Annotated in this window: 11 protein-coding genes; 10 read left to right on the forward strand and 1 reads right to left on the reverse strand. The window is 66.3% G+C overall.

The window, feature by feature from the left end; genetic code table 11:
- Window positions 1-104 precede the first annotated feature (104 nt).
- Complete coding sequence (locus AC6H34_RS14440) at window positions 105-1,037, forward strand: carbohydrate ABC transporter permease (protein ID WP_497539227.1); 933 nt, start codon at window positions 105-107, stop codon at window positions 1,035-1,037.
- A 10-nt stretch (window positions 1,038-1,047) separates the two neighbouring features.
- The gene (locus tag AC6H34_RS14445; RefSeq protein WP_448149299.1) at window positions 1,048-1,938 is read left to right on the forward strand and encodes a carbohydrate ABC transporter permease; all 891 of its coding nucleotides are present in this window, start codon (window positions 1,048-1,050) and stop codon (window positions 1,936-1,938) included.
- Between the two features lie 46 nt (window positions 1,939-1,984).
- Here AC6H34_RS14445 and hpxZ read toward each other — a convergent pair whose 3' ends face one another.
- The gene (gene hpxZ, locus AC6H34_RS14450; protein WP_448149298.1) at window positions 1,985-2,413 is read right to left on the reverse strand and encodes an oxalurate catabolism protein HpxZ; all 429 of its coding nucleotides are present in this window, start codon (window positions 2,411-2,413) and stop codon (window positions 1,985-1,987) included.
- 30 nt (window positions 2,414-2,443) lie between these two features.
- On the opposite strand from hpxZ, the gene atzF reads away from it, so the two are divergent.
- The 8 genes from atzF to AC6H34_RS14490 all read left to right on the forward strand — a co-directional run bounded on the left by atzF (window position 2,444) and on the right by AC6H34_RS14490 (window position 11,419).
- Entirely contained in the window at window positions 2,444-4,273 is a 1,830-nt protein-coding gene (gene atzF, locus AC6H34_RS14455) for an allophanate hydrolase (RefSeq protein WP_497539228.1), read from the forward strand.
- A gap of 73 nt (window positions 4,274-4,346) precedes the next feature.
- Window positions 4,347-5,033: a GntR family transcriptional regulator gene (locus AC6H34_RS14460; protein ID WP_448149296.1), complete on the forward strand. Its 687-nt coding sequence runs from the start codon at window positions 4,347-4,349 to the stop codon at window positions 5,031-5,033.
- Window positions 5,034-5,296: 263 nt separating this feature from the next.
- Entirely contained in the window at window positions 5,297-6,424 is a 1,128-nt protein-coding gene (locus tag AC6H34_RS14465; protein ID WP_448149295.1) for a BMP family ABC transporter substrate-binding protein, read from the forward strand.
- Between the two features lie 10 nt (window positions 6,425-6,434).
- A complete protein-coding gene (locus AC6H34_RS14470; RefSeq protein WP_497539229.1) occupies window positions 6,435-7,538 on the forward strand; it encodes an ABC transporter permease in 1,104 nt (367 codons plus the stop codon).
- A gap of 7 nt (window positions 7,539-7,545) precedes the next feature.
- A complete protein-coding gene (locus tag AC6H34_RS14475; protein ID WP_448149293.1) occupies window positions 7,546-8,463 on the forward strand; it encodes an ABC transporter permease in 918 nt (305 codons plus the stop codon).
- Between the two features lie 9 nt (window positions 8,464-8,472).
- On the forward strand, window positions 8,473-9,198 hold the full coding sequence (gene biuH / locus AC6H34_RS14480) for a biuret amidohydrolase (protein ID WP_497539230.1): 726 nt from the start codon (window positions 8,473-8,475) through the stop codon (window positions 9,196-9,198).
- Complete coding sequence (locus AC6H34_RS14485; protein ID WP_497539231.1) at window positions 9,195-10,718, forward strand: ABC transporter ATP-binding protein; 1,524 nt, start codon at window positions 9,195-9,197, stop codon at window positions 10,716-10,718. Before biuH ends, AC6H34_RS14485 begins: the two co-directional genes overlap by 4 nt.
- 11 nt (window positions 10,719-10,729) lie before the next feature.
- Window positions 10,730-11,419 (forward strand): cysteine hydrolase family protein, encoded by a 690-nt coding sequence (locus tag AC6H34_RS14490; protein WP_497539232.1) that lies wholly within the window; start codon window positions 10,730-10,732, stop codon window positions 11,417-11,419.
- The last annotated feature ends 1,370 nt before the right edge of the window (window positions 11,420-12,789 follow it).

The raw sequence follows: 12,789 nt of genomic DNA on the forward strand, positions 1-12,789 counted from the left end.
GCCGGCGCCCTCCCAGCTTGTGGAGCGATCCTTCGGATGCGTTCCACGAAGAGTGACCCGAGGGGCCGGATTCCATGTCGGCACACCAGGCTGGAGACCGTCGTATGAGCGTCACCTTGTCGAGGCCCAGGCCCTCGCTCATGGCGTCCCTGCTGCAGAATCGCAACGCCCTCGGCCTGCTGTTCATGCTGCCGGCGGCGGCTTTCCTCATCTGCCTGCTCACCTATCCGCTCGGTCTCGGCGTCTGGCTGGGCTTCACGGACACCAGGATCGGGCGCGAGGGCGTCTTTATCGGTCTGGAGAATTACCAGGATCTGTGGACGGACAAGGTCTTCTGGCTCTCCGTGTTCAACACCGTCGTCTACACGATCGTCGCGTCCGCCCTGAAATTCGCCCTCGGCCTCTGGCTGGCGCTGCTCCTCAACGAGAACCTGCCGTTCAAGTCGTTCTTCCGCGCCATCGTGCTGCTGCCCTGGGTGGTACCGACGGTGCTTTCGGCGCTGGCCTTCTGGTGGATCTACGATGCCCAGTTCTCGATCATTTCCTGGTCGTTGATGAAGATGGGATTGATCAGCCAGCCCATCAATTTCCTCGGCGATCCCGTCAATGCGCGCATATCCGTCATCGCGGCCAATGTCTGGCGCGGCATTCCCTTCGTGGCGATCTCGTTGCTTGCGGGCCTCCAGACCATCTCGCCCTCGCTGCAGGAGGCCGCTTCGCTCGACGGCGCGACCAGCTGGCAGCGCTTCCGCTTTGTCACGCTGCCGCTGCTGACGCCGATCATCGCCGTGGTGATGACCTTTTCGGTGCTGTTCACTTTCACCGATTTCCAGCTCATCTACGTGCTCACAAAGGGCGGACCGGTGAACGCCACCCACCTGATGGCGACGCTTTCCTTCCAGCGCGGCATTCCCGGAGGCCAGCTCGGCGAGGGCGCGGCGATCGCGGTGGCGATGATCCCCTTCCTGCTCGCCGCTATCCTGTTCAGCTTCTTCGGCCTGCAGCGCCGAAGGTGGCAGCAGGGAGGCAGCGATTGAGGAGGCGGCCATGAGCATTTCGCAAGACGCGCCGCTGACCGACAACGTCGTCGGCATGGGCTACCTGAACAATCTGCCGCGACGGATCCTGGTGCTCTACCTGCCGCTCGCGGTCTTCGTCTTCGTGCTGCTGTTCCCCTTCTACTGGATGGCGATCACGGCGGTGAAGCCCGACGACCAGCTCACGGACTATGACAACTACAGCCCGTTCTGGGTGGTCGGCCCGACGCTCGACCATATCAAGTACCTCCTGTTCGAGACCTCCTATCCGGGCTGGCTGCTCAACACGCTCTATGTCTCGGCCGGAGCCACCATCCTGTCGCTGGCGGCCTCGGTCTTCGCGGCCTATGCGATCGAGCGCGTGCGCTTCTCGGGTTCGCGCACCATTGGGCTCCTCGTCTTCCTCGCCTATCTGGTGCCGCCATCGATCCTGTTCATCCCGCTTGCCTTCATCGTCTTCAAGCTGGGCATCTATGATAGCAAGTTCGCGCTGATCTTCACCTATCCGACCTTCCTCATCCCCTTCTGCACCTGGCTCCTGATGGGCTATTTCCGCTCGATCCCCTACGAGCTGGAGGAAAGCGCCATGGTCGATGGCGCTTCTCGCTGGCAGATCCTCGTGAAGGTGGTGCTGCCGCTCGCGGTGCCGGGCCTGATCTCGGCCGGCATCTTCGCCTTCACCCTGTCGTGGAACGAGTTCATCTATGCGCTCACCTTCATCCAGTCCTCCGAGAACAAGACGGTGCCGGTGGGGGTGCTCACGGAATTGGTGCGCGGCGACGTGTACGAATGGGGCTCGCTGATGGCGGGCGCCCTGTTCGGGTCCCTGCCGGTGGTGATCCTCTATTCCTTCTTCGTGGACTACTACGTTTCCTCGATGACGGGTGCGGTGAAGGAGTAGGCGCGAAGGGCCGGGCCGCTTTCTGCGGCTAGGGCCCGCGGGCGTCTCAATCGATGGCGATCACGCTCACATGCGCGGCCACCACGCGCCAGCCTTCGGGGGTGCGCAGCCAGGTTTGCATCTGGCGCCCGCAGCGGCCGGGGGTGTCCGGGCGTACGAACAGCGTGGAAGCCGTGGCGAAATCGCGGCCATAGGTGGTGATCACCGTCTTCTCCAGGCGTCTGGCCAGTGCCTGGCTGGGGCGGCTGGCCCGGAAGGCGGCGATCTCCTCGAAGCCATAGAGATTCTCGGCAATGCCATAGCGAATGGTGCGGCCGTCCTTCCAGAACAGCTCGTCCAGCACGGCCACGTCGTTGCTCACGAGGGCCTCCTCGTAGCGCTCGAAGATGGCGGTGACTTCGGCGAGCACGCCTGGCTCGTTGACGGCGACTTCGTCCTGGTTCTCGACTTGGCGCGCTGCTTGCTTGGAGCTCATATCCGCTTCGTTCCTTACTCGGGTTGAACAATGGTTCCGGTCTCTTTCGATATTGCGTCCTTGCATGAATCATACCGCGCGGGTCTCAGCCCCACGGATGTCGTCAGGGAGGTCTATGCCCGCCACCGGAAGCTTGGCGACCCTGGCATCTTCATCTCGCTGGTGGACGAGGCAGAGGCATTGAAGGCCGCCTCTGCGCTGGGGCCTTTCGATCCCGTTGCCAAGCCGCTCTGGGGCATTCCCTTTGCGGTGAAGGACAATATCGACGTTGCGGGTCTCACCACGACGGCAGCCTGCCCTGCCTTTGCCAGGACGCCCGCGGAGACGGCCAGCGCCGTGGAGCGCCTGCTGGCCGCCGGCGCCATCGTGATCGGCAAGACCAATCTCGACCAGTTCGCCACGGGCCTGGTCGGCGTGCGCTCGCCCTATCCCATCCCGCTCAACAGCTTCGATCCGGAACTGGTGCCGGGCGGTTCCAGCTCGGGCTCGGCGGTGGCGGTCGCGCGCGGCCTGGTGACCTTTGCGCTCGGCACGGACACGGCCGGATCGGGGCGGGTCCCGGCCGGTCTCAACAACATCGTCGGCATCAAGCCGAGCCTCGGCGCCATTCCCGTCCACGGTGTGCTGCCTGCCTGCAAGAGCCTTGATTGCGTTTCGGTTTTCGCTCTCGCCGTGGATGACGGCTGGACGGCTTACAGGGTCATGGCCGGCACCGATTCCCGCGATCCCTGGTCACGGAACGTCGGCCTTGGCGAGCTCGCGGCCCTGCCGTCGGGCAGTGTCGTCGCGGTGCCTGACGCGGCGAGCCGTCGGTTCTTCGGTGATGACGCCATGGCTGAAGCCTTCGAGGCCTCGCTGACCCTGCTCGGGCGCCAGGGCGTGACCTTGCAGCCCGTCGATCTCCAGCCCTTCTTCGAAGTTGCCCGCCTGCTTTATGAGGGGGCCTGGGTGGCGGAGCGTTATGCTGCGATCCGCTCTTTCCTCGAGGAGACGCCGGACGCGCTGCTGCCCGTCACACGGGGCATCATTGAGGGAGCGCGCAAATTCTCGGCTGCCGACGCGTTCGCCGGCCTCTATCGTCTTGCGGAACTGCGTGTGAAAACCGAGGGTCTTTGGGAGAAGGTCCGGGCGCTGGCTGTCCCCACCGTACCGCGCGCTTACCGCAAGGCGGAGCTCCTGGCCGACCCCATCGGGCCGAACAGCAATTCCGGTGTGTATACAAATTTCGTCAATCTGCTTAATTTGTGTGCAATATCTATTCCCGGTGTATACAGGAGGGATGGATTGCCCGCCGGCATCACCCTGATCGCGCCCGCAGGCAAGGATGCGCTGATCGCCGAGTTGGGCGACCGCTTCCACCGTGCCGCCGGCGTGTCGATGGGAGCGACCGGCAATGCCCTTCCTGCGTCGCGTCCTCGCATTTCGACGGCGTCGAAGGATGAGATCGAACTGGTGGTCGTCGGCGCGCATCTTTCGGGCATGGCCCTCAATCACGAACTGCAGGCCGTCGGTGCGCGCCTGCTTCGCCAGGGGGAGACCCGGCCCGACTATCGCCTCTATGCGCTCCAGGGCAGCGGACCGCGCCGGCCCGGGCTCGTGCGCGTGCCGGCGGGGCAGGGCACTCCTATCACCGTCGAGGTGTGGGGATTGCCGCCGGAGGGTTTCGGGCGCTTCGTCGCCGCCGTGCCATCGCCTTTGTGCATCGGTACGCTGCATCTCGCTGATGGCACGCGGCCCAAGGGTTTCCTGTGCGAAAATATCGGTACCGAGGGCGCGGAGGACATCTCGGCATTGGGCGGATGGCGCACTTTCGTGGAGAATGGCTTCATTGTCAGGAAATCTGCCTCGGCATTGGGTTGAGAGGCGTCACCATGCAAGGGAATGGCTCGGGCTGGGCGAACCGCACCTTCGGTGAAGTTGAAGGGGTAGGAACTTGACGAGACAGACAAAGGCGCAGGCGATGGTTCAGGCGATCGCCGACGACATCGTGCATGGCCGCTATCCGCCGGGAGCTCCGCTGGACGAGGTTTCGCTGGCCGCGGCCTACGGCGTTTCGCGGACGCCGACCCGGGAAGCCCTGCGCCAGTTGGAGGCGATCGGCCTCGTCGAGGGCAGGGCGCGGCGGGGGGCCGTCGTCGCCGACGTCACGGAGCGCCAGCTTGACGACATGTTTGCGGTGATGGCGGAACTGGAAGCCCTTTGCGCGCGATGGAGCGCGCTGCAGATGACGGCGGCGGAGCGTCGCGGCCTGCAGGCGATCCATGATCAAAGCGCGATTTTCGTCGCGACCGGCGACAGGGCCTCCTACGTCGAGGCCAATATCCGTTTTCACGAGGCGATCTATGCCGGCGCCCACAACGGCTTCCTGGCGCAGATGGCCCAATCGGTGCGCCAGCGCCTGGCGCCGTTCCGCCGCGCCCAGTTCGAGACGCTGGGGCGTATCGCCCGCTCCCATTTCGAGCATGGCCGGGTGACGCAGGCCATACAGCGCGGCGATGCCGAGGGTGCGGCCCGCGACATGCTTGCGCATCTCGCCATCGTGCGGGATCAGGTCGACGCGGTCACGAAAGTCTCCGGCACGGGAGCGCCCTCTGCTTTTTCAGGCATGCCTAAGTTTTGATCATATAAAGCAAAATTGCATGCAATTGCCCCTTTCCCGCTTTCCGGGCGGGAGCGGGGGATGTCTGCCGATTTCTTTGGTCAATTATAACCATCTGAATAATAACAGATAATCCGGAAGTCAGCATTTTCTCCCGGACTCTTCGGAGTTTGGCACAAAGCTTGCGAATCAAATCTCAGGAAGCCGGTCTGCGGCAGTTCGCCCGCCTCGTCCGGCCAAGTTTGATCACGCAAGTGGCACATTCCGAGCGGGAGACTAGAGAGATGTTGCGCGACCAGCTGTTCACGAACCAGATTTCACGGCGCCGTTTTCTGCAGGGCACCGCCGCCACTGCGGGCCTTGCGCTCGGCGGCCTGCCTCTTGCCGCGAGGGCGGCCGGGGACCTCACCATCGGCGTCATCTATGTCGGTGCCCGGGACGATTTCGGCTGGAACCAGTCGCATGCGGTTGCCGTGAAGGCTCTCAAGGACGTCCCCGGGGTCAAGATCGTCGAGGAAGAGAACGTGCCGGAGACAGACGCCGTCTCCAAGACCATGGAATCCATGATCAACCTCGACGGCGCCAACCTCATCCTGGCGACCTCCTTCGGCTATTATTCGCCCTTCGTCGTCGACATGGCCAAGCAATATGCCGATGTCACCTTCCGCCACGCGGCGCCGCTGTGGGACAAGGACAAGGATCCGAAGAATGCCGGTTCCTATTTCGCGTTCCTCGACCAGGCCCACTACATCGACGGCGTCGCCGCGGGCGCGGCGTCCAAGTCTGGCAAGCTCGGCTTCGTGGCCGCCAAGCCGATCGGCATCGTGCTGCGCAACATCAACTCCTTCCTGACGGGCGCGCGCACCGTCAATCCGAACGCCACCGTACAGGTGATCTTCACCGGCGACTGGTCCATGCCGGTGCGCGAGGCGGAGGCGACCAATGCGCTGGTCGACGCCGGCTGCGACCTGATCACCTGCCATGTCGACGGCCCGAAGGTCGTGATCCAGACGGCGGAGGGACGCGGCGTGAAGACCTGCGGCCACAACGCCTCGCAGGCGAGCCTCGCTCCCAAGGGCTTCGTCACCGGCGCCGAGTACAAGTGGGAGACCATCTACAAGCAGTTCGCCGCGACCCTCGCCAAGGGCGAGCCTCTGCCCAACATCACCTTCGGCGGCTATGCCGAGGACATGGTGCAGAACACGCCCTTCGGCGCCGGCGCCGACGAGAAGACGATCAAGGTCACCAACGACGCCATCGCCGCCCTCAAGGCGAAGTCGCCGATCTTCAAGGGGCCGGTCAAGGACAACAAGGGCAATGTCGTGCTGCCCGACGCCTCCTACGACAACATGGCGCCGGTGCTGAACAGCATGACCTATCTCGTGGACGGTGTGATCGGATCGGCGGGCTGAGGGCGGCCCGATGACGGAAATGGCCAGCCTCCCAACCCAGACCGCCGGCGTGAAGCTGCGAGCCGGGAGCCTCTCCCGGCTCCGGGCCAGCGCGGAATATGCCGCCATTCCGCTGCTCGCCCTGCTTGCTTCCTTCGTGCTGTTCTCGCTCTTCCTGCTCGCGGTCGGCAAGTCGCCGCTGACCTTCGTCGAGCTGCTGTGGACGGGCGGCTACGGCTCCGCGTTCTCCTGGCGGAACACGCTGCAGCGCGCCTCGCCCCTCATCCTCACGGCCCTGGCGGTCGCCATACCCGCCCGCCTCGGCCTCACCATGATCGGCGGCGAGGGCGCGCTCGTGCTCTCGGGCTTCACCGCCGCGGCGATTACCGTCCCCTTCGTCGGCAGCGGCGTCAGCGCCTGGATCGTCATGCCGCTGATGATCGCGGCCGCGGCGGCCACCGGCGCCGTCTGGCTCGGCTTCGCGGGATGGCTGCGCTACAGGCGCGGCGTCAACGAGACGATCTCCTCGCTGCTGCTCTCCTACATCGCCATCGCGATCATGAACTTCTTCGTCGAGGGCGCCCTGCGCGACCCGGGGCAGCCCAACAAGGCGTCCACCCTGCCGATCGGGGATGCCTACAAGGTCGGCGTGATCCCCGATCTCGGCGTGCACTGGGGCATCGTGTGGGGCATCGTCCTCGCGATCGTGCTCTATTTCCTGATGGCGCGCACGACGTTCGGCTTCGCGGCCCGCGTCACGGGCGGCAATCTCAGGGCGGCGCTGGCGCAGGGCCTGCCGGTCGGTCGGCTGATCCTGGTGTGCTGCATGATCGCCGGAGCCTGCGCGGGGCTCGCGGGCTATTTCGAGGTCGCCGCCATCCAGGGGCGCGCCAACGCCTCTCTGGCCGCCGGCTACGGCTTCACCGGCATCCTCGTCGCCTTCCTCGCCCGCCACAACCCGATCGCGATCATTCCGGTCGCCGTGCTGTTCGGGGGACTGTCGGCGGCCGGCGGCCTGATCCAGCGGCGCATGGGCATGCCCGACGCCACGGTCCTCGTGCTGCAGGGCTTCATCTTCGTGACGCTGCTGACGTCCGAGACACTCTACGGCCGCTTCAAAATCTTCAGATCGTGAGGCTGAGATGGACAATGCTCTCGTCACCGTCCTGATCGCCATGCTCGGCGGCGCGATCCGCGTCTCCACGCCCTTCATGTTCGTGGCGCTCGGCGAATGCCTGACCGAAAAGTCCGGCCGCATCAATCTCGGCCTCGAGGGCACGCTCGTCCTCGGCGCCATGGTCGGCTATGCGGTGTGCTACGAGACGGGCTCGCCCTGGCTCGGCGTGCTGGCGGCGGGCGTCGCCGGCACCGTGCTCGGTGCCATGCACGGCTACATCTGCAAGCTGCCCAAGGTGAACGACATCGCCATCGGCATCGCCATGATGTCGCTCGGCATCGGCCTCGCCTTCTTTTTCGGCAAGGCCTACATCCAGCCGCAGGCGGCGCACCTGCCTTCCGTGCCGCTCGGCAACTGGACCGGCAGCAAGGAGCTGGCCGTCGCCCTCGACATCAATCCGCTCTTCTTCGTGGGCATCGCCGTCGCCTTCGCCCTCGCCTGGGCGCTGCGCAACACGAAATGGGGCCTGATCGTGCGCATGACGGGCGACAGCGCCGCGGCCGCCCGCGCCATGGGCGTCTCGGTCGATCTCGTGCGCTTCCTCGCCACCGCCGCCGGCGGCTTCCTGGCGGGGGTCGGCGGTTCCTTCCTCTCGCTCTACTACCCCGGCTCCTGGAACGAGGGGCTGTCCTCGGGCCAGGGCCTGATGGCGGTGGCGCTGGTGATCTTCGCCCGCTGGGACCCGATCCGCTGCTTCCTGGCGGCGCTCCTGTTCGGCGCGGCCGGCGCCCTCGGCCCGGCGCTGCAATCCGTCGGCATCGTGCAGGGCTACTACCTGTTCAACGCCGCTCCCTACATCCTCACCCTCCTCATCATGATCGCTTCGTCGAATTCCAAGCAGGCGCTGCTGGCAGCACCCGGCGAATTGTCGATAACCAAGTGAGACGCCGCCATGAACGCTCCCGTGAAGGACATCGAGGCCAGCACCGCCGTCACCGCCGAACCCTATCCCTGGCCCTATGACGGCAGGCTGAAGCCGGAGAACACGGCACTGATCATCATCGACATGCAGACCGATTTCTGCGGCAAGGGCGGCTATGTCGACAAGATGGGCTACGACCTGAGCCTCACCCGCGCCCCGATCGAGCCGATCCGGCAGCTTCTGGCGACGCTGCGTCCCCTCGGCTACACCATCATCCACACCCGCGAGGGGCACCGGCCCGATCTCTCCGATCTGCCGGCCAACAAGCGCTGGCGCTCCCGGCGCATCGGCGCGGGCATCGGCGATCCCGGCCCCTGCGGGCGCATCCTGGTGCGCGGCGAGCCGGGCTGGGACATCATCGACGAGCTTGCCCCGCTCCCCGGCGAGGTGATCATCGACAAGCCCGGCAAGGGCTCCTTCTGCGCCACCGACCTCGAGCTGGTCCTGCGCCTGAAGGGCATCGAGAACATCGTGCTCACCGGCATCACCACGGATGTCTGCGTGCACACCACCATGCGCGAGGCCAACGACCGCGGCTTCGAGTGCCTGATGCTCACGGACTGTTGCGGCGCCACCGATCACCGCAATCACCTCGCCGCCATCGAGATGGTCAAGATGCAGGGCGGCGTGTTCGGCGCCGTGGCGAGCTCGGGCGACTTCCTGGCGGGAGTCAAGGCCGCGGCGGCGACGCCATGAGCACGGCGGGCAAGAAGGCGATCGCCCTCGCCACCCAGGGCATGACCAAGATATTCGGCAGCTTCACGGCGCTCGACGACGTCTCGATCGACATTCCGGCCGGCCAGTTCCACGTGCTGCTCGGGGAGAACGGGGCGGGCAAGTCGACCCTGGTCAAGTGCATCATGGGCTTCTACCAGCCGGACCGGGGCAAGCTCCTGGTCGACGGCGCCGAGGTGTCGGTGCGCAACCCGCGCGAGGCCCGCGCGCTCGGCATCGGCATGGTCTACCAGCATTTCACCCTCGTGCCTTCGCTCACCGCCGCCGAGAACCTGGTGATCAGCCGGGCCGACGCGCCGTCCGTCATCAACTGGCGCAAGGAGAAGGCCGAGCTCGATGCCTTCATGGCGCGCATGCCCTTCCAGGTGCCGCTCGATGCGCCGGTCGCCTCGCTCTCGGCGGGCGAGAAGCAGAAGCTCGAAATCCTCAAGCTGCTCTATCTCGACCAGCGCTTCCTGATCCTGGACGAGCCGACCTCGGTGCTCACGCCGGACGAGGCCGACGAGATCCTCGGCCTCCTGCGCGGCATGACGCAGCGCGGCGAGCTCACCGTGCTGATGATCAGCCACAAGTTCCGCGAGGTGATGGCCTTCGCCGATGCCGTGACCGTGCTGCGCCGCGGCGCGCGCACCGGCGGCGGCCTGGTGAAGGATCTCAATCCCACGCTGATGGCCAGGATGATGATCGGCGACACCAAGATCCGCGAGAGGGCGGCGCGTGTGAGCCACGATCACGCCAGGTCCGTGCTCGACCTCGCCGGCATCTTCGCCGACGACGAGCAGGGCCTGCCCGCCGTCGACGGCGTCAGCCTCAAGGTGAAGGCCGGCGAGATCGTCGGCATCGCCGGCGTGTCCGGCAACGGCCAGGCCGCGCTGGTGGAGGTGCTGGCGGGCCAGCGCAAGATGCGGGACGGGCGCGTCTTCATCCATGACAAGCCGTTCGAGCCGGTGCGCCGCGACTTCGACCGCTTCAAGGTGTTCGGCCTGCCCGAGGAGCCCCTGAAGAACGCCACGGTGCCGCGCATGTCCGTGGCGGAGAACATGGCCTTCCGCGCCTTCGACAAGGCCCCGATGGCGAAGTTCGGCTGGTGGCTCTCGCCCTCGCCGATCCGCGCCAAGGCGACGGAGCTGATCGAGCGCTACAAGGTGAAGACGGTTTCGGCCGACTCGCCCATCGAGACCCTGTCGGGCGGCAACGTGCAGCGCGCCGTGCTCGCCCGCGAACTGTCCGACGACGTCGACGTGCTGATCGTCGCCAACCCCTGCTTCGGGCTCGACTTCGCCTCCGTGGCCGAGATCCGCTCGCAGATCATGGACCAGCGCAATCGCGGCGCGGCGGTGCTGCTCGTCTCCGAGGATCTCGACGAGATCCTGGAGCTGGCCGACCGGGTGGCCGTGATGTCCGAGGGCAAGATCTCCTATGTCGCGCCGGTGGGCGAGACCGACCGCACCACCATCGGCCGCCACATGGCCGGGCACTGAGGAGGCCGGGCATGGAAGGGACCGTCATGCAGGAGGCAGGTTTGGAAGTCGAGGCCAGGCCCTATCCCTACACGCTGGCGCCGGGCAGGACCGCGCTCGTCGTCATCGACATGCAGCGCGATTTCATCGAGCCCGGCGGCTTCGGCGACGCGCTCGGCAACGACGTCTCCCGGCTCACGGCGATCATTCCCACCGTGGCCGGCCTGCTCGCCCTGTTCCGCCGCAAGGGCTGGCCGGTGATCCACACCCGCGAGAGCCACGCGCCGGATCTCAGCGACTGCCCGCCCGCCAAGCGGGAGCGGGGCGGCGGCACGCTGCGCATCGGCGACGCCGGCCCGATGGGCCGCATCCTCGTGCGGGGCGAGCCGGGCAACGCCATCATCGAGGCCTGCGCGCCGGTGGCAGGCGAGATCGTCATCGACAAGCCAGGCAAGGGCATGTTCTGGCACACCGACGTGCATGAGCGCCTCGGGGATCTCGGCATCACCCATCTCGTCTTCGCCGGCGTGACGACGGAGGTGTGCGTGCAGACCTCGATGCGCGAGGCCAACGACCGCGGCTTCGAATGCCTGCTGGTCGAGGACGCCACCGAAAGCTATTTCCCGCAGTTCAAGGCCTCCGCCATCGAGATGATCACCGCGCAGGGCGGTATCGTCGGCTGGGTGGCCCCGCTTGCCAGCCTGGAAAAGGCGGCGGGGTAGGGCACCCCGACGCCGGGGGACGAGGGGCACGGGCGGCGCGCCATTCCTGCAGCCGTCCCGGCTCGCCTCATCGCCGCCACGGCCTCCCCGGGGCGCGGCTTCGCGTTTCCGCGCCCTGAACGGGCCGGAGCATGAAGACGGTCGAGGCGACGGCGGCCGCAGAACGGCCGCGAATCATGTTTCGGTGGAGAGCCTGGCAGCCTGTCGATGCGGCCGCCGTCGCCTCGCCTTTTGTCCCCGGCCCGCGCGTCGACAAACGCGCAAGGGCAGGGCGTGTTTTCCATCGCCGGGGAGCCCGTCATCGGCGCGGCCCTTTGGCCGACCGATGCTTCCTTCCCAGGCCGCCGGATGGAGGGCATGCCGAGGGCTGGAGGACGCGGCTTCTCCCGCCCAGGCCATGCCGGCCAGGCGATACGGCCGCTGAAGCTTCCGGGCCAGGGAAGCCGGCGGCCCATCGATCGCCTCGCCCACGGAACGGGCGACGGGATATGCATGGGCGCAGGGAGCGATTCCTCGCCTCCTTTGCCGGCGCCGACAGCCCTGTCCTCGCTGCCGTCGCCGCCGCTGCCGGCAACGCCGGCAGCAGTCCAGGCGGGCCTCCAGGCCGGCCTTGCAAGGGCCGGCCCCGATCGCCGGCACGGCGAAACCGCCGCGCCCGCCATCGAGCCCTTTTCCATCGCGCATGGATCGCAGGGGCGGTTCCACGGACCGCCGATCCAACAGGTTCCTCGTAAAGCCCCGTGCGCAGGCCGAACGGACCGGATCGAACCTCCGGCGCTGCCGGAGGCGAGAACCCCCGCCGCCCGAAGGCGGCGAGCCGGCCTGCGTGATTCCCCGCTCCCACGCCCCGTCCCGGTCTGCAGCCGGGACGAGCGAGACGAAGGAGCGCTGCGGCTGGCGTGCCGCCGGGATGAACCGGAATCAACCGGGGTGGGCGGAAGCAGCAGGCCAACCAGGATCCGGGTCGGTCCGCAGGTGCTTCATGCCGGAGAAGAGTAAGGCATGAAGGGAGGCGATTGTCAAGATTTGTTCTTGTTATGTTCTAGGCGTGTTTTAGCTCAAGAGCTCCTTCTAGCCTTGGGATTGTCGTTCACGAGTTCGATTGAAGGTTCGGTTTTGCGCCGAGAGCAGACATTGAAGTGCGCGAGTTTGAACGCCCGAAATAGGGCCGTGATCGGCTTGGCGCAGCGGGAGGTGATCTTCGGCAAGCGCAACGAGTTCATGTGCACGCCGAAAGTGGCGGTGGTGAAGGCGGGTGAAAGGAGGCAGGGAAGATGACGTTCACGAGTGGCTGGATTGGGGCCGTAAGCGGACAGTCTTCTGATGGCGGATCCCCTCAGCTAGCTGACATTACGCTGACGATATCAGGT

This window comes from Labrys sp. ALF-8 (assembly GCF_059699065.1).